The following is a 17,257-nucleotide window of genomic DNA, read 5'->3' on the forward strand; positions in this document are numbered from 1 at the left end:
AAACTACTCCTCACGATGATGTTTCAAGTAAGACTTCACAAGCTCTTCAATTATCTCATCACGTTCAAGCTTGCGAACGATGCTTCGTGCATCTTTATGGCGAGGTATGTATGCTGGGTCTCCACTTAATAAATAACCGACGATTTGGTTAATCGGATTATAGCCTTTTTCTTGAAGTGCATCATACACAGTTAAAAGTACATCATTTACATGGACACTCTGTTTTTCATCTTGAATGCTAAACTTCATTGTTTTATCAAAACCGTCCATTTCAAGCACCTCACTTGTAAGTAGTAAGTATAGGGAGAAGAACTTCTCCTCTCCCTACCATTGTACACTACTATCTCTTTATTTTGAAACAGATTTAACGTACTCTTGTACAAACGCTAAAGCTTCCTCAACTTGAGCTGGGTTTTTACCGCCTGCTTGAGCCATATCAGGACGGCCACCACCGCCACCACCACAACGAGAAGCCACTTCTTTCACAAGCTTACCTGCATGGTAGCCTTGGCTAATTAAATCTTTCGTTACGCCAGCTAAAATGTTTACTTTATCATCATTTACAGACGCTAATACAACAACTGCAGACTCTAATTTATTTTTTAGATCATCCATCATTGTACGTAAGTTGTTCATATCTGCAACATTTACTTTCGCCGCTAATACGTTCACGCCATCAACTGTCATTACTGAATCAGTTAAGTTTCCAGCTTCGATATTGCTTAATTTCGCAGCAAGAGATTCGTTTTCTTTTTGAAGTTGTTTTACTTCAGCAAATAAACCATCAACTCTTGTTAAAATATCTTTCGGATTTGTTTTCATTTTTCCTGCCGCTTCTTTTAATAAACCTACTTGATCGTTCATTAATTCGTATGCAGACTTACCAGTTACCGCCTCAATACGACGAGTTCCTGCACCGATACCAGACTCAGCAACGATTTTGAAAATACCGATAGAAGCTGTGTTATCAACGTGACAACCACCGCAAAGCTCTAAGCTATAACCGCCAACTTGTACAACACGTACCACATCTCCGTATTTTTCACCGAATAATGCCATTGCACCCATTTCTTTCGCTTCTTCAATTGCTTTTTGAGAAATCTCAACATCAATACTTTCCCAAATTTTTTCGTTTACAATACGCTCAATTTTTTCTAATTCATCAGCTTGTACTTGGCCAAAGTGAGAGAAGTCAAAGCGTAAACGTTCAGAAGTTACAAGAGAACCAGCTTGGTTAACATGCATTCCAAGTACGTCTTTTAATGCTTGGTGCAGTAAGTGAGTTGCTGTATGGTTTTTCACAACGCTACTACGATTCTTTGTATCAATAACAGCTTTCACAGCCGCATCTTTCGTTAACGTACCTTCTTCTACAACTATTTTGTGTAAGTTTTGGCCGTTTGGTGCTTTTTGTACGTCTTTTACAACAACTTTTACACCGTCAGCAAGAAGGTGACCACGGTCTGCAATTTGTCCACCGCTCTCAGCATAGAATGGTGTTACATCTAGCATCAATTGTCCTTCTTCACCAGCTTGCAAGCTATCTGTGTATTCACCATTTTTCACAAGTGCAACAACGTTACTTTCTGTTGCAACTGTACCGTAACCAACAAACTCGCTCGCTACTTTAACTTCACCAAGGACACCGCCTTGAACTTGCATAGAATCAACGTCTTGACGAGCAGCACGTGCACGCTCACGTTGTTTTTCCATTTCAGCTTCGAAGCCTGCTTGATCAACTGTCATACCAGCTTCTTCTGCATATTCTTCTGTTAATTCAATTGGGAAACCGTACGTGTCGTATAAACGGAACGCATCTACGCCAGAAATAACAGTTGTTTTTTCTTCTTTCGCTTTTGCAATAACTTCAGCTAAAATCGCTTCACCATCATGAAGTGTTTCGTGGAAGCGTTCTTCTTCATTTTTCACAACTTTTGCGATGAAATCTTTCTTTTCAAGTACTTCTGGATAGAAGTCTTTCATTACTTCTCCAACAACCGGTACTAATTCAAACATGAATGGACGGTTGATGTTTAATTTCTTAGAATAACGAACAGCGCGGCGTAATAAACGACGTAATACATAACCACGGCCTTCGTTAGATGGAAGAGCACCGTCACCAACAGCGAATGTTACTGTACGGATATGGTCAGCAATTACTTTAAATGCCATATCTTTTTCTAAGTCTCCATTACGATACTTCTCACCAGAAATTGATTCTGTTGCACCAATCATTGGCATGAATAGATCCGTATCAAAGTTCGTAGGCACATCTTGAACGATAGATGTCATACGCTCTAGACCCATCCCTGTATCAATGTTCTTCTTAGGAAGTGGCGTATATGAACCGTCTGGATTATGGTTAAATTGAGAGAATACAAGGTTCCATACTTCTAAGTAACGCTCATTTTCTCCGCCTGGATATAATTCTGGGTCACTAAAGTCATTACCGTAAGCTTCCCCGCGATCATAGAAAATCTCTGTATTCGGTCCACTTGGTCCTTCACCGATATCCCAGAAGTTTTCTTCTAAGCGGATGATGCGCTCTTTTGGAACACCCATTTGCTCATTCCAAATTGTGAATGCTTCTTCATCTTCTGGATGGATTGTAACTGATAGTAATTCTTTATCGAATCCGATCCATTTGTCGCTCGTTAAGAATTCCCAAGCCCAAGTAATTGCTTCTTCTTTGAAGTAATCACCGATTGAGAAGTTCCCTAACATTTCAAAGAATGTATGGTGACGAGCTGTTTTCCCTACGTTTTCAATATCGTTTGTACGAATTGATTTTTGAGCATTTGTAATACGTGGATTTTGCGGGATTACGCGTCCATCAAAATATTTTTTTAATGTTGCTACACCACTGTTAATCCATAGAAGAGATGGATCTTCATGTGGAACTAGTGATGCACTAGGTTCTACTGCATGTCCTTTTTCTTGGAAAAAGTCTAAAAACATTTGACGAATTTGTGCGCCTGTTAGTTGTTTCATTGTATTTTCCTCCTTAAATATAAAAAACTCCCGTCCCTATAAAAGGGACGAGAGTTAACTCGCGATACCACCCTAATTATGAATTGACTATTATAACAATCAATTCATCACCTCATGGTGCCGTAACGTGGCAAGACGGCAGTGATTAGCTGCTCTCAGGATTAGCTTTCTGTTACCCTTCATTTAAAGCTTCTTTCAGCCAGTGGAAGCTTCTCTCTACAAATGGACTGTAACGTACTTGTTCCGTCATTGATTTAATGTATTATATGACTAAATATAATAGAATTCTCTTAAGTTTGTCAATGTAGATAATCATTTATATTGTGTCAATTGCTTATTAACCATAATTATTCTACTATTCATTTTTAACAGCCTTTCGATATATTATGCATTTACTACTAAATAGGAATCTCTTCATAAAAAATACCCCTATACAAATTTCTAGATATTACATTATTTGTTATAATTAAATTATTAACAATAAAGGAGCGATTACAATGACAACTTTATTGAATCAAGCTAAAGCAATGTTAGCTACCGACGAAAAAATCCTTTTTTACGCAGCATGTTCATTAGACATATTTATTTATCGTTCCGTCGCAAGGCCAGGCCTATTGATTTTAACGAACAAAAGGCTATTCTTTTATGGACCAGATGTAAGTCAGAACCCAATATTTGAAGAGTACTCTTTCGCAAACATTTCTAATCTAAAAGAACAGAAGCGTCTTTTCAGCAATCAAATTGTATTTATGTATGATACGGAATGGAAAAGAATAAAACATATTCAAACAAATGATGTGAGCTCCCTCATTCAAAAGATACACAAGCAGATTTCTAAATAAATATATAATTAGCCCTCTATTTTTTAAATAGAGGGCTTCATTTTAAACATCTTCTCTTTTCCAAAGGGGTCTCACGTGAACAATTACTGTACGAATAACTGCTAAAATTGGAACCGATACTAGCAACCCCACAATCCCTGCTATCTCTCCTCCAACTAGTAATGCAAGCATAATAATAACAGGGTGCATACGGAGTGACTTACCGACGATGTAAGGTGATAAAATGTTACTTTCCAAAAATTGCAAAATAGCAATTGTAATCCCTGCCTTAATGAGTAAACTCGTTGATACCGTTGCTGCAATCATCAACGTCGGAATCGCCCCTAAAATAGGACCAAAGTACGGGATTATATCCGTTACCCCAATAATAATGCCGAGTAATAATGGATATTTCATACCGATAAACCAAAAAGAAAGAACAGATACTCCCCCTAATACTAAACAAACAAATAACTGTCCTCGAATATAACTTCCGAGTGACTTATCAATTTCTTTCGCAAGCATTTGACCCGTACTACGCCATTTACTCGGGACTAGTTTCCAAAAGATATGATAAAACTCACCGTAATCTTTTAATATGTAAAATACAATGAACGGGATTAAGAAAATAATGAGTAACGAATCGAGTACACCACGAGCTGTACTCATCACTTTATTTAAAAGTGCTTGAATCTTCGTTTCTACACCACCAAAAATTTGTTTCACCTTTTCATGAATAAACGACGGGAAATTCGCCGTTTGTTCTGTGACCCCATCCATCCAAGAATCATACATTTTTGTAAACTGTGGAAATTGTTCATTAATTTCTTGCAACTGCTTAATAACAACGGGCGTTCCTTTATAAATCCCATAACCAATTCCGCCGAAGAAAAGTACGTAAATGAGCAAAATGGCAAGCGTGCGAGGCATTCCTTCTTTATGTATTTTTTCAATTAAAGGATGCAATAAGTACGCAATGAAACACGCGATAAGAAATGGTGTAATTGCCACTTTAAATACAAAAATAATCGGTGCCCATAATGGCTTAATTTTTAAAAAGACAAGCAAACAAAGAAAAATGAGTAACAATAATCCTAAACGATATATCCAAATGATTTTAAGATTCTTCACACGAAAAACCTCCTCCACCTTTATTTTGAAAATAAATAGGTTAGGTTATGTGCAAAAGTTTTAAAATCTTTTTATACAGACCATACTGTTTTTTAAAGACGGACATATATTTAACATAATAAGGACAACCACCCCTGAGAATGCAACATGAAACAATATAATCAGGAGGTCTCATTATGATTTTGTTGATGCTCGTATTATCAGCACTTTTTATGATTCTTGAATGGATTTGTATTGGGTTTGGTATTTGGAAAGGTTTCTTTATTCGTTCCTCGCGAAAAGAACGGGCGAAGCAATTATGGCATTATGGAATGCTTGGCGTTGGGTGCTACGGCCTATCTTATCTCTTCTCTGAAATTGGACTTTTATATTTGCATACGAGTGCATAAAAAAACTCCCTTATCATGAAGGGAGTTTTTTACGTTTATAAATAAGATTTAATCATCTTACGTGCTTTTTTCATATTGCGTTTTGAAAATACATCTTGCTTGCGAGCATATTGATATGCTGCAGCTCCAACACCTAATGCGATTAATGAATTGCGTAGATTCAAAGTAAATCCCCCTTTTCGTTATCCGATCGTTCTTTCGTTCTCATCAAATAAATCATCAAGAGAGCTTAATGAACCATCTTCCTCTACTTGATGCGTATGGATTTTCCCCTTTGAAACCGATAATTCGATATAACAATTCCAGCAATAAAATTGGTTGACACCTATTTTTCCGATGTCTTTCCCTTTGCAATTTGGACAAATAAACATATGGCTTTCATCTCCTTACAGTCTCCCAGATTCTATTCGCCATTATGTCCAAACCGCATTCATTTATACATTGCTGGAGCCTTTCAACGTTATACGTTTGAAAGTTTCACTATATAATTTCACCTTGTTACATGAAATCATACGGTGAAATGTTTTCCACGTCCATTTCCTCGCCATTAACCGTTACCATCTGCACCTCTCCTTGTGATTCTTGCAAGCGACCAGCTAAAGTCGTTTGACGCATTGCATCATCAAGGCGATTTACACCGGATTGAAAAGCCGCTTCCTCCCCACAAATAATAAGGAATTTCTTACTCCTTGTAATGCCCGTGTAAATTAAATTACGACGTAACATACGGTAATAGCTCTTTACAATCGGCATAATAACTATTGGAAATTCACTACCTTGTGATTTATGAATCGAGCAGCAATATGCATGAGTAATTTGATTTAAATCCGGCTTTGTATACGTTACTTCAATTCCATCAAATGAAACGATAATCATGTCCTGTTGCTCGACATTTTCTTTCGCATAAAACACCGAAACAATTTCTCCAATATCACCATTAAACACTTGGCTTTCTGGCTGATTGACAAGTTGCAGTACTTTATCGCCTCTTCGGTATACAACATCACCGTAAGCAATTTCTTTACTCTTTTCCCTTTTCGGATTAAATACTTGTTGCAACGCTTCATTCAGTACATTAATACCTGCTGGTCCGCGGTACATAGGTGCCAATACTTGTACATCTCTGGCACTAAAGCCTTTTGTCTTAGCATTTTCACAAACCTTTTTCACAACCTCAACAATTTGAGCCCCTGCACAGCTAATAAATGAACGATCTTTTTTATTTTGCGCTAAATCTGGCGGAAGCGTCCCGTCTTTTATCGCATGGGCAAGCTGAATAACAGACGAACCTTCTGCCTGACGATAAATTTCTGTGAGTTTTACCGTTGGGATGGCACCTGCATTTAATAAATCTTTCAACACTTGTCCAGGTCCTACTGATGGTAATTGGTCTTCATCACCTACAACGATTACTTGGATGTTCGTTGGCAGTGACTTAAATAGTTGATTTGCAAGCCAAATATCAACCATCGAAAACTCATCAATAATGAGTAACTTCCCTTGAACCGGATCGGTTTCATTGCGCTGGAAAGAACCTTCTGGCGTCCAGCCAAGCAAACGATGAATTGTGCAAGCCGGAAGTCCTGTTGATTCACTCATTCGCTTCGCAGCTCTTCCTGTTGGAGCCGTTAATAATATCGGAAATGGATTATCATCACTATATTCATTCGGATTTAACGATAGTCCATGCAGCGATGCATACATTTCTACAATTCCTTTAATAACAGTTGTTTTCCCTGTTCCTGGTCCACCTGTTAATAACATCATCGGTTTATGAAGTGCCGTTTGAATTGCTTCTTGCTGAAATGGTGCATATTGGACATTCAGCTGCTCTTCAATTTCACCTAACGTCTTTAACACTTCAGCTTCAGGGAATGAAGGTGTTTCTTCTTGATTCATAAGCCTACGAATAGACTTTACAACACCTTTTTCAGAGTAGAACAACGATGCTAAATACACTCGTTCTTCTTCTATGATGACTTTCCCTTCACTTTGCATCATTTCAACGCAACCTATAATGTCTTCTTCCGTCACTCTTCCTTCTTGATTATTTAAAAGTGACATCGTTTCTCTTACAAGTTGATCTTTTCCCATATAAACATGACCGAGTTGCAGTGAAACATTCTCTAATGTGTAAAAACATCCCGCACGTACACGGTCATCGTGATTACCCGATATCCCTAGCGCACGTCCTATATCATCTGCTCGTCCAAAACCAATCCCGTCCACTTCTTCAATAAGTTGATATGGATTTTTACGAATCACTTCTAATGTCATTTCTTTATATTGCTGGTAAATCTTAATGGAAAGTTTCGTTCCAAAACCGTAACCATTTAAAAAGCTCATTACTTTCTCTAATCCTTGATGCTCAACAATCGTCTCATATATTTCTTGCGCTTTTTGTTTATTAACAACACCATTTAACGCCTCAGGGTCATCCATAATTTTAGAAATAGCATGTTCCCCGAGATGGTCCACAATTTTTTCGGCTGTACGCTTTCCGATTCCTTTAAATAAATCACTCGCTAAATATTGCACCATACCTGCTTTTGTTTGCGGCAATTCTTTCTTAAACGTTTCAACTAAATATTGTTTCCCATACTTTGGATGATCTTTAAAATGACCTGTTAATGTAAACACTTCATCTTCATGCATACGGGGAAAATGACCATTTATCATCACTTTTTTTTCGTCGTATGTTTCATTTGTTTCAATGATTTTCATACTAACAACGGAATAGAGGTTTTCTTCGTTGTGGAAAATGGTATGAAGAACTTGCGCTTTTATAAATTTTTTCTCTTCCTCAAACAAATCCATTGCATGTTGATTTCCCATCTTTCCTCTCCTTTCCGAGTTCTTTTCACTTTAATGAGCAGTACATCCCCCACCTCTTTCATACTCTTTAGATGAGGGGTAACTGCGCATTAAACTATAATTTCACTTTATTCAGCTTCTTGCTCTAATAAACGAACGCCATTACCAGCTAAAAAGTGATCTGGCTGAATTTCAGTTGCTTTCTTAAATAAAGCAAGAGCTTTCTCATTATTTTCTTCAAATACGTACGCAACACCTAAATTATAATACGCATCTGCATGCTCTTCATCCATTTCTAATACCTTTTCAAAATAAGGTTTTGCCTCTTGAATATGTTCTAGTCGTGCGAAGCAAAGTCCGCATTGGAAAACAGCTTCTACATCACTTTCATCTAATTCAGTTGCTCTTTGTAAAAATGGCAGTGCAAGACGATCATTTCCAAGTTGCACGTGTGTGATACCTAACATAAACGTTACATCAGCTGATTGTAATCCAGCTTGCATTGCTTGTTCAAATACAGCCTTTGCCTCTGCAAATTGCTCTTGGCCGTAATATACATTTCCTAAGCCATAATAGGCAGCCGCAGATTTATCATCTAATTCTAATGCACGTTTGTAAAATAAAATTGCTCGCTCACTATCACCTAATACATCTAATAAATTCGCAAAGTTAATGTATCCTAGCGAATCTTTCGGATTTTCTTCGATTGCTTCCGTAAAATTTTTAGCTGCTTCTTCCCAGTTTCCTTCTTGCATATATTGAATACCTGTTTCAAGTTTGTTTGACATGTCCTTCACCTCTACAACAAATTATAACAAAGAATGTATTTTCCAAGCGAACGAAAATTCGCTTTATGTAAAAGAAACCTCTAACCGCTAATCGGCAGAGGCTTCTCGTTTATCCTAAATAATCTAATTTCTTACCACTACGGTATACTTCATCGATTGTAGCACCGCCTAAGCACTCATCTCCATCATAGAAAACAACTGCTTGTCCTGGTGTAATCGCACGAATTGGCTCATCACAAAGAATACGCACTGTATTTTCATCAACGATCTGAACCGTTACTTTATTGTCTGCTTGACGATAACGGAATTTCGCTGTGCATGTAAATTCTGTTTCTTTTGCCTTGTTACTTACCCATCCTACATTCGTAGCAATAACTTCATCACCATATAAAAGTTCGTTATGGAATCCTTGATCAACATATAAAATGTTGTCTTTTAAGTTTTTCCCAACAGCGAACCAAGGATCACCGTTACCACCAATACCAAGGCCATGACGTTGTCCAATTGTATAGTACATTAAACCGTCATGTTTTCCTTTCACTTCACCAGATAATGTTTGCATTACACCTGGTTGTGCTGGTAAATAGTTACTTAAGAAATCTTTAAAGTTACGCTCACCGATGAAGCAAATACCCGTACTATCTTTCTTCGCGGCTGTCGCTAAACCAGCTGCTGTCGCCATTTCACGAATTTGCGGTTTCTTTAATTCACCTAATGGGAACATTGTTTTTGATAATTGCTCTTGGCTTAATTGATTTAAGAAGTACGTTTGGTCTTTATTGTCATCAACGCCGCGAAGCATTTTATATTCGCCGTCCATATAAGCAACACGTGCATAATGGCCTGTCGCTACATAATCAGCACCAAGCGCAATTGCATGCTCTAAAAAGGCTTTGAATTTAATTTCTTTGTTACACATTACATCTGGATTTGGTGTACGACCAGCTCGGTACTCATCTAAAAAGTACGTAAATACTTTATCCCAGTATTGTTTTTCAAAGTTTACTGCATAATACGGGATACCGATTTGGTTACACACTTCAATTACATCATTGTAATCTTCAGTTGCTGTGCAGACACCATTCTCATCTGTATCATCCCAGTTTTTCATAAAAATTCCGATTACATCGTAACCTTGCTCTTTTAATAAAAGAGCTGCCACTGATGAATCGACGCCACCAGACATCCCGATGACAACGCGTGTTTCGTGAGGTAGTTTGTTCATCATGTCACCTCCCATGCTAATTTTGTGTTAATCGCTTCACGATTTTCACTGTTTCGTACGCCGCTTTTTCAATTTGCTCTTTCGTATTTCCAAGTCCGAAACTAAAGCGTACGGATGAACGTATTTGATCGGAATCTTTTCCGAACATCGCCACTAATACATGTGATGGATCAATCGAACCCGCTGTACAAGCAGAACCACTTGATACTGCAATGCCAGCTAAGTCTAAGTTCACAAGGAACGGTTCAATGTTCATTCCTGTAAAACTTATATTCAACACGTGTGGTAAGCGATATTCCAAGTTTCCGTTTACCTCGAAAGTAATGTCTTCATTTTTGAAGACAGATACCATTATATCTTTAAACTCTTCATATTGGGCATTTTTTTGCTCACGAGTTTTTTCAGCTATAAGAATTGCATGCTGAAGCCCAGCAATACTAGGTACATTTTCCGTACCAGCACGGCGTTTTCTTTCTTGCTCTCCACCTATTAATAACGGTTCAAATTTCACATTTGCACCTGCGTATAGGAACCCTACACCTTTTGGCCCATTAATTTTGTGAGCTGAAATGGATAATAAATCAATACCAAACTCTTTCACATCAATTTCTACTAAACCGTAAGCTTGTACCGCATCTGTATGGAAATAAGCTTGATGCTCCTTCAGCAGCTTTCCTATTTCCGCGATTGGTTGCATTGTCCCTACTTCATTATTCCCAAACATAACAGATACGAGAATTGTCTCTTCCGTTAACGCCTTTTGTATATCAGAAACTTGAACACGCCCTGTTTCATCAACAGGTACATATGTTACTACAAACCCTTCACGCTCTAACAATTCACACGTATGCAAAATCGCATGGTGTTCCATTTGCGTCGTTATAATGTGGTTTCCTTTATGACGATTCGCGCGTGCTACACCTATAAGCGCTAAATTATCAGCTTCTGTACCACCGCTCGTAAATATAATTTCATTCGGATTTGCGTGAATGCTACGTGCACACGCGCGTCTCGCCTCATCTACCGCATGGCGCGTTTGACGACCATAAAAGTGAATGCTAGACGGGTTTCCGAATGTTTCTGTCATATATGGAATCATCTTTTCGACCACTTCTGGGTGAGTCGGAGATGTCGCAGCATGATCTAAGTAAATGCGTTCCATTAAATCTCCTTCTTTCCAAATCGTTTCACAAGGAATTAAATGTAAAACATATAGCCCCCGTGATTTTCTTCCTCATAACGTACTAAATCTTCTAAAGTTGTACTATCTAATACTTCTTGCACCGCGTCACGAACACGCATCCATAATTGGCGTTGTGCTGGTTCTTCTTCTTCGATCATTTCTACAACACTAATTGGCCCCTCTAATACACGGATTACATCTCCAGCTGTAATATTGGCTGGCTGATCAGATAATACATATCCACCATATGCACCGCGCGTACTCTTTACAAGACGAGCGTTACGAAGTGGTGAAATTAATTGCTCTAAGTAATGTTCAGATAAGTCATGTGCCTGCGCGATTGATTTTAATGAAATTGGACCTTCACCAAACTTTTTTGCAAGGTCGATCATAATTGTTAAGCCGTAGCGGCCTTTCGTTGAAATCTTCATCTATTTGCACCTCATTTCAAATTTTCACTTCTATTGGTTATATCTTATTTATAAAAGAACACAATTTAAAATCCTATGAAATTATAGCATAATATAGTATTATAAGAAATTTCAACTTGTGTATCAAAATGATAACATAAAATCACATTGAAAAACTCGGGAATTATTATAATTGAAAGAAAAATGAAAATATTCATATTCATTTTCCCCACAAAGCAACATCTTATTTCAAATTTCATTAAAAAAAATGATACGATAGAGTGAGATTATACATTAAGGGAGAAGGTCAAAATGAAACAACCACTCGCACATCGAATGCGCCCTACAAATATTCAAGAAATTATCGGACAACAACATTTAGTTGGTGAAGGAAAGATTTTATGGCGAATGGTCCAAGCGAATCATTTTCAATCTATGATTTTATACGGTCCTCCAGGCACAGGAAAAACATCGATTGCTAGTGCAATTGCAGGAAGTACCGGAACCCCGTTTCGCCTATTAAACGCTGTTACTCACAATAAAAAAGATATGGAAGTTGTCGTACAAGAAGCGAAGATGCATCGACACCTCGTTTTAATTTTAGATGAAGTTCACCGTCTAGATAAAGCAAAGCAAGACTTTTTATTACCTCATTTAGAAAGTGGACTTCTTACTTTAATTGGTGCAACGACAAGCAATCCGTTTCATGCGATAAACTCCGCTATTCGAAGCAGGTGTCAAATTTTCGAATTACACGCACTAACAGAAGATGATATTTTAATTGGGTTAAAAAGAGCTTTAGAAGATAAAGAAAAAGGACTTGGGGAATATACTGTAACGGTAACAGATGAAGCAATGCACCACTTTGCAAACGCCTCTGGTGGTGATATGCGTTCCGCTTATAACGCACTTGAACTTGCTGTATTATCTAGCTTCACTACAGACGATCGAGCGGCTGAAATCACACTCGAGATTGCAGAAGAATGCCTACAAAAAAAAAGCTTCGTTCACGACAAAGGCGGAGATGCTCATTATGACGTATTATCAGCATTTCAAAAATCAGTGCGCGGAAGTGATGTAAATGCAGCGCTCCATTATTTAGCACGCCTTATTGAAGCAGGTGATTTACAAAGTATTGGTAGACGCCTTCTTATTATGGCTTATGAAGATATTGGACTTGCTAGCCCACAAGCTGGACCGCGTACACTAGCCGCAATTGAATCGGCTGAACGAGTTGGATTCCCAGAGGCACGTATACCACTTGCAAATGCGGTTATCGAGCTTTGCCTATCACCAAAATCAAATTCAGCTTATAAAGCACTTGATGCCGCATTACACGATTTACGTAACGGTCAAACAGGTGATATTCCAAGTCATTTAAAAGATAGTCACTATAAAGGTGCCGAATCACTCGGAAGAGGCATTGGATACTTATATCCACACGACCATCCAAATGGCTGGGTACAACAACAATACTTGCCTGATAAAATAAAAAACAAGCAATATTATAAACCGAAAACGACAGGGAAATTTGAACAAGCACTTTCTACTGTTTATGAAAGATTACAAAGTTCGAATAAAACGAAAAATAAAGGGTAACATAAACGAAAACGTCACCATTACGGAGGCTTCGCTTATGAAAACACGTCAAGATGCATGGACAAGAGAAGACGATCTCCTTTTAGCAGAAACTGTTTTACGACATATTCGCAGCGGAAGTACACAAATAAAAGCGTTCGATGAAGTTGGCGATACATTAAACCGTACTTCCGCAGCTTGTGGATTTAGATGGAACGCTGAAGTCAGACCGAATTACGAAGATGCGGTGCAGATTGCAAAAAAACAACGTAAAGAATTAAAACGTTCTGAAGCTAAAATAGAAAAAGAGCAGTTTACACAAACTCGGCAGCTCGTAATCGACGCTGAGTTTTCAGAAGATATTACGCCAAGTAAACAGGAACTTACAATGCAAAATGTCATCTCATTTTTGCAAAACATGGAACATAGTAACCCTTCAATCGCAAAGTTGCAAACTGAAAATGGTGTATTACAAGATCAGCTCACTTCCCTACAAAAAACGAATAATGAACTTGAAGCAAAATTAGCGGTACTCACAAAAAAACAACAAGCAATCGAAGAAGATTACGCAATGCTTGTTAGAATTATGGACCGTGCTCGAAAACTTGTTTCAGTTGAAGAGCAAGAGGAACAGATTGCTCCAATCTTCAAGACTGATCAAAACGGAAACTTAGATATTATATATTCCGCAGAGAATTAAAAAACAGGGATGTCACTTTTTGACTAAGTGACATCCCTGTTTTTTTTGATTCACAATTCAACAGTAAATGAAATTATATTAACGGTTTTTCGAATATATCTATCACAACTTAAAATATATCAACGATTCGACAAGGAATATCGATTTAACGACAAAGATTGACAATAACATTTAAGTAAAAAATTGGATATTTTTCACTTAAATGTTATTGTCAATATATACACTTGAAGGGAGATGGTTGCTATTTCATTAATAGTATTCAAAATAACACTCGGTGTTCTAGTCCTAGCGTTAGGTCTTTTTACAATTCATAGTTTAAAAAAGACCTCTGCCTACAAATCAGACAAATACGATTATTCTTTATTAGGATTACTTACATTTGAATTATTAGTATTGCAAATATCAACAATTCTTTAAAACATAAAAAAGCATATATCCGAAATGAATATATGCTTTCCTTTTATTCTTGCCCTACACGCTTCACTTCTACGTTTTTAATACGCTCACGTACAACGTGACTTGCCATAATTAAGCCTGCCACAGATGGTACGAATGCATTTGAAGAAGGCGGTAATTTCGCTTTACGAATTTTTGCATTTTCGTCTGGTACGATTTCTTTACGTACCTCTTCACGAATTACGATTGGGTTTTCGTCAGAGAAGACAACTTTTACACCTTTTTTAATACCCTCTTTACGAAGCTTCGTACGAATTACTTTCGCAATTGGATCTGTATGTGTTTTAGAAATGTCCGCAATACGGAAACGAGTTGGGTCCATTTTATTTGCAGCACCCATACATGAGATAATTTTAATTTTACGACGTAAACATTGTTTAATTAAATGAATTTTAAACGTAATCGTATCCGATGCATCCACTACGAAATCCAAGCCGTGTTTGAAGAACTCTTCATATGTTTCATCTGTATAAAACATCTCTAATCCAATTACTTCACACTCTGGATTGATGTCTGCAATACGCTCTTTCATTAATTCTACTTTTGAACGCCCTACAGTAGATACTAACGCGTGAATTTGACGGTTTACGTTTGTAATATCTACAACATCTTTATCAACTAATACAAGACGTCCTACGCCAGAACGTGCTAACGCTTCTGCCGAAAATGACCCTACGCCGCCAATTCCTAAAATACCGACTGTACTATTTTTTAATATTTCAAGGCCTTCTTTTCCAAAGGCTAATTCATTACGTGAAAATTGATGTAACATTCAGCTCTACACTCCTATTACAAAAATGGTCTACCATGTATTCTAGCGTTTTTCCGACTATTTGTATAGAAAAAGTTATAGAATTCCTAAAAATACATATTTCAAGAAGGAAAACATAGTGTAAACTGTGCTTTCACTTCTTCTCTCAATCATCCATTAAAAAAGTCTAGATGGTATTAATATAACCATCTAGACCCTATTTTTACTTCTCTTACTTCTCTTCTTTCACGTTCAACTTCAAGTTCAGTTCTTCAAGCTGTGCTTCTGCAACTGGGCTTGGAGCTTCTGTTAATAAGCAGCTTGCGCTTGCTGTTTTCGGGAATGCAATTGTATCACGAAGGTTCGTACGACCTGCAAGTAACATAACAAGACGGTCTAAACCTAATGCGATTCCGCCGTGTGGTGGTGTACCGTATTCGAATGCTTCTAATAAGAATCCGAATTGCTCTTGTGCTTCTTCTTGTGAGAATCCAAGTGCCTTGAACATTTTTTCTTGTACGTCACGCTCGTAAATACGAAGTGATCCACCACCAAGCTCATAACCGTTTAATACAAGGTCATATGCTTGTGCGCGTGCTTTTTCTGGTGCTGTTTCTAATAGCTCAACATCTTCACGGAATGGCATTGTGAATGGGTGGTGAGCTGCGAAGTAACGATCTGCATCTTCATCGTACTCAAGAAGTGGCCAATCAGTTACCCATAGGAAGTTAAATTTACTTTCGTCAATTAACTCAAGTTCTTTACCTAGACGTAAACGAAGTGCACCTAAGCTATCTGCAACAACACTCTTCTTATCTGCTACGAATAGTAATAAGTCGCCGGCATTAGCTTCTAATGTACTCATTAACACGTTTGCATCTTCTTCACCGAAGAATTTTGCAATTGGTCCTTTTAGACCGTCTTCTTCAACTTTCAACCAAGCTAGACCTTTTGCACCATATACTTTTACAAATTCAGTTAATGCATCGATGTCTTTACGAGAGTATTTGCTCGCAGCACCTTTTGCATTAATTGCTTTTACTTGTCCGCCGTTTTCTACAGCACTTGTAAATACTTTGAAACCACAACCTGCTGCAAATTCAGATAGGTCTGTTAGTTCCATTTCAAAGCGTGTATCTGGCTTATCAGAACCGTAGCGAGCCATTGCATCAGCATATTTCATACGAGGGAATGGTGCACTAACTTCTACACCTTTCGCATCTTTCATGACTTTCGTCATCATACGCTCCATCATTTCTAAAATTTCATCTTGTGTTAAGAATGATGCCTCGATATCGATTTGTGTAAATTCTGGTTGACGATCCGCACGTAAATCTTCGTCACGGAAACAACGTGCTACTTGATAGTAACGCTCAAATCCGCCGACCATAAGAAGCTGTTTAAATAACTGCGGAGACTGCGGTAATGCATAAAATTCACCATCATGCACACGACTTGGTACTAAATAGTCACGAGCTCCTTCTGGTGTGCTCTTCGTTAAAATTGGTGTTTCAACTTCTAAAAATTCTTCTGTATCTAAGAAGTTACGAATTGTTTTTGTTACGTCGTGACGCATTTTAAATGTGTTGAACATTACAGGACGACGTAAGTCTAAGTAACGATATTTTAAACGCACATCTTCTGATGCATCTGTGTCATCAGAAATAATAATTGGCGTTGTTTTCGCTGCATTTAATACGTTTACTTTCGTTGCTTGTACTTCAATACGACCAGTTGCCATATTGTCATTAATTGCACCTGCACCACGTTCAACAACTGTACCTTCTACGTGTAATACGTATTCGCTACGAATTGTTTCTGCTACTTCTAGCGCTTCTTTTGACGTTTCTGGGTTAAATACAACTTGTACGATACCTGTACGGTCACGTAAGTCAATAAAGATTAATCCACCTAAGTCACGACGTTTTTGTACCCAACCTTTTAATTGAACTGTTTGTCCAACAGCTTCTACCGTTACTTTTCCACATGCATGTGTTCTTTCAGCCACTGTAAGTTCCCC

Annotated in this window: 16 protein-coding genes and 1 other annotated feature; of the genes, 4 read left to right on the forward strand and 12 right to left on the reverse strand. The window is 37.8% G+C overall.

Annotated features, from left to right (window positions below):
* Positions 1-3: 3 nt before the first annotated feature.
* Both BAU27_RS19845 and alaS read right to left on the reverse strand, forming a co-directional pair.
* On the reverse strand, positions 4-270 hold the full coding sequence (locus BAU27_RS19845; protein ID WP_000348591.1) for an IreB family regulatory phosphoprotein: 267 nt from the start codon (positions 268-270) through the stop codon (positions 4-6).
* A 78-nt stretch (positions 271-348) separates the two neighbouring features.
* The gene (gene alaS / locus BAU27_RS19850; protein ID WP_071771712.1) at positions 349-2,991 is read right to left on the reverse strand and encodes an alanine--tRNA ligase; all 2,643 of its coding nucleotides are present in this window, start codon (positions 2,989-2,991) and stop codon (positions 349-351) included.
* 40 nt (positions 2,992-3,031) lie between these two features.
* Positions 3,032-3,250, reverse strand: a binding site (T-box leader).
* Between the two features lie 238 nt (positions 3,251-3,488).
* Between alaS and BAU27_RS19855 the strand changes: the two genes are divergently transcribed.
* Entirely contained in the window at positions 3,489-3,833 is a 345-nt protein-coding gene (locus BAU27_RS19855) for a PH domain-containing protein (protein ID WP_071747427.1), read from the forward strand.
* A 42-nt stretch (positions 3,834-3,875) separates the two neighbouring features.
* Here the strand turns inward: BAU27_RS19855 and BAU27_RS19860 are convergent, their stop codons facing one another.
* A complete protein-coding gene (locus BAU27_RS19860; protein ID WP_071747428.1) occupies positions 3,876-4,943 on the reverse strand; it encodes an AI-2E family transporter in 1,068 nt (355 codons plus the stop codon).
* Positions 4,944-5,119: 176 nt separating this feature from the next.
* On the opposite strand from BAU27_RS19860, the gene BAU27_RS19865 reads away from it, so the two are divergent.
* Positions 5,120-5,332 (forward strand): hypothetical protein, encoded by a 213-nt coding sequence (locus BAU27_RS19865; RefSeq protein ID WP_071747429.1) that lies wholly within the window; start codon positions 5,120-5,122, stop codon positions 5,330-5,332.
* A 35-nt stretch (positions 5,333-5,367) separates the two neighbouring features.
* On the opposite strand, the gene BAU27_RS19870 is transcribed toward BAU27_RS19865, so the two are convergent.
* The 7 genes from BAU27_RS19870 to cymR all read right to left on the reverse strand — a co-directional run bounded on the left by BAU27_RS19870 (position 5,368) and on the right by cymR (position 11,773).
* Positions 5,368-5,496, reverse strand: coding sequence for a YrzQ family protein (locus tag BAU27_RS19870; protein ID WP_001053553.1), 129 nt, complete (start codon positions 5,494-5,496; stop codon positions 5,368-5,370).
* An 18-nt stretch (positions 5,497-5,514) separates the two neighbouring features.
* Positions 5,515-5,703, reverse strand: coding sequence for a hypothetical protein (locus BAU27_RS19875; protein WP_000469281.1), 189 nt, complete (start codon positions 5,701-5,703; stop codon positions 5,515-5,517).
* Positions 5,704-5,830: 127 nt separating this feature from the next.
* Positions 5,831-8,167 carry an SF1B family DNA helicase RecD2 gene (recD2, locus tag BAU27_RS19880; RefSeq protein ID WP_071747430.1) on the reverse strand — a complete coding sequence of 779 codons (2,337 nt, stop codon included), beginning with the start codon at positions 8,165-8,167 and terminating at the stop codon, positions 5,831-5,833.
* Between the two features lie 107 nt (positions 8,168-8,274).
* Positions 8,275-8,934: a tetratricopeptide repeat protein gene (locus BAU27_RS19885; RefSeq protein WP_071747431.1), complete on the reverse strand. Its 660-nt coding sequence runs from the start codon at positions 8,932-8,934 to the stop codon at positions 8,275-8,277.
* A gap of 109 nt (positions 8,935-9,043) precedes the next feature.
* Positions 9,044-10,159 carry a tRNA 2-thiouridine(34) synthase MnmA gene (gene mnmA, locus BAU27_RS19890; protein ID WP_071747432.1) on the reverse strand — a complete coding sequence of 372 codons (1,116 nt, stop codon included), beginning with the start codon at positions 10,157-10,159 and terminating at the stop codon, positions 9,044-9,046.
* 16 nt (positions 10,160-10,175) lie between these two features.
* Positions 10,176-11,321: a cysteine desulfurase family protein gene (locus tag BAU27_RS19895; RefSeq protein ID WP_071747433.1), complete on the reverse strand. Its 1,146-nt coding sequence runs from the start codon at positions 11,319-11,321 to the stop codon at positions 10,176-10,178.
* 35 nt (positions 11,322-11,356) lie between these two features.
* Positions 11,357-11,773, reverse strand: a complete 417-nt coding sequence (gene cymR, locus BAU27_RS19900; protein WP_000704116.1) for a cysteine metabolism transcriptional regulator CymR — start codon at positions 11,771-11,773, stop codon at positions 11,357-11,359.
* A gap of 291 nt (positions 11,774-12,064) precedes the next feature.
* Here cymR and BAU27_RS19905 point away from each other — a divergent pair, with 291 nt between their 5' ends.
* Together BAU27_RS19905 and BAU27_RS19910 are read left to right on the forward strand one after the other, a co-directional pair.
* A complete protein-coding gene (locus tag BAU27_RS19905) occupies positions 12,065-13,351 on the forward strand; it encodes a replication-associated recombination protein A (protein ID WP_071747434.1) in 1,287 nt (428 codons plus the stop codon).
* A gap of 37 nt (positions 13,352-13,388) precedes the next feature.
* Entirely contained in the window at positions 13,389-14,030 is a 642-nt protein-coding gene (locus BAU27_RS19910; protein ID WP_071771713.1) for an RsfA family transcriptional regulator, read from the forward strand.
* Between the two features lie 460 nt (positions 14,031-14,490).
* On the opposite strand, the gene BAU27_RS19920 is transcribed toward BAU27_RS19910, so the two are convergent.
* A complete protein-coding gene (locus BAU27_RS19920) occupies positions 14,491-15,258 on the reverse strand; it encodes a tRNA threonylcarbamoyladenosine dehydratase (protein ID WP_000903182.1) in 768 nt (255 codons plus the stop codon).
* Between the two features lie 211 nt (positions 15,259-15,469).
* Complete coding sequence (aspS, locus tag BAU27_RS19925) at positions 15,470-17,245, reverse strand: aspartate--tRNA ligase (RefSeq protein ID WP_071771715.1); 1,776 nt, start codon at positions 17,243-17,245, stop codon at positions 15,470-15,472.
* Positions 17,246-17,257 lie beyond the last annotated feature (12 nt).

This window comes from Bacillus sp. NH11B, from assembly GCF_001884205.1.
In the GTDB taxonomy this organism is placed as follows: domain Bacteria; phylum Bacillota; class Bacilli; order Bacillales; family Bacillaceae_G; genus Bacillus_A; species Bacillus_A proteolyticus.

What these genes read in the sequence shown, in the direction of transcription:
- mnmA (WP_071747432.1), bottom strand. Translation starts at nt 10,159, where the DNA reads ATGAACAAACTACCTCACGAAACACGCGTTGTCATCGGGATGTCTGGT.
- BAU27_RS19910 (WP_071771713.1), top strand. Translation starts at nt 13,389, where the DNA reads ATGAAAACACGTCAAGATGCATGGACAAGAGAAGACGATCTCCTTTTA.
- BAU27_RS19895 (WP_071747433.1), bottom strand. Translation starts at nt 11,321, where the DNA reads ATGGAACGCATTTACTTAGATCATGCTGCGACATCTCCGACTCACCCA.
- alaS (WP_071771712.1), bottom strand. Translation starts at nt 2,991, where the DNA reads ATGAAACAACTAACAGGCGCACAAATTCGTCAAATGTTTTTAGACTTT.
- BAU27_RS19885 (WP_071747431.1), bottom strand. Translation starts at nt 8,934, where the DNA reads ATGTCAAACAAACTTGAAACAGGTATTCAATATATGCAAGAAGGAAAC.
- BAU27_RS19865 (WP_071747429.1), top strand. Translation starts at nt 5,120, where the DNA reads ATGATTTTGTTGATGCTCGTATTATCAGCACTTTTTATGATTCTTGAA.
- BAU27_RS19875 (WP_000469281.1), bottom strand. Translation starts at nt 5,703, where the DNA reads ATGTTTATTTGTCCAAATTGCAAAGGGAAAGACATCGGAAAAATAGGT.
- BAU27_RS19845 (WP_000348591.1), bottom strand. Translation starts at nt 270, where the DNA reads ATGGACGGTTTTGATAAAACAATGAAGTTTAGCATTCAAGATGAAAAA.
- BAU27_RS19905 (WP_071747434.1), top strand. Translation starts at nt 12,065, where the DNA reads ATGAAACAACCACTCGCACATCGAATGCGCCCTACAAATATTCAAGAA.
- BAU27_RS19855 (WP_071747427.1), top strand. Translation starts at nt 3,489, where the DNA reads ATGACAACTTTATTGAATCAAGCTAAAGCAATGTTAGCTACCGACGAA.
- BAU27_RS19920 (WP_000903182.1), bottom strand. Translation starts at nt 15,258, where the DNA reads ATGTTACATCAATTTTCACGTAATGAATTAGCCTTTGGAAAAGAAGGC.
- recD2 (WP_071747430.1), bottom strand. Translation starts at nt 8,167, where the DNA reads ATGGGAAATCAACATGCAATGGATTTGTTTGAGGAAGAGAAAAAATTT.
- cymR (WP_000704116.1), bottom strand. Translation starts at nt 11,773, where the DNA reads ATGAAGATTTCAACGAAAGGCCGCTACGGCTTAACAATTATGATCGAC.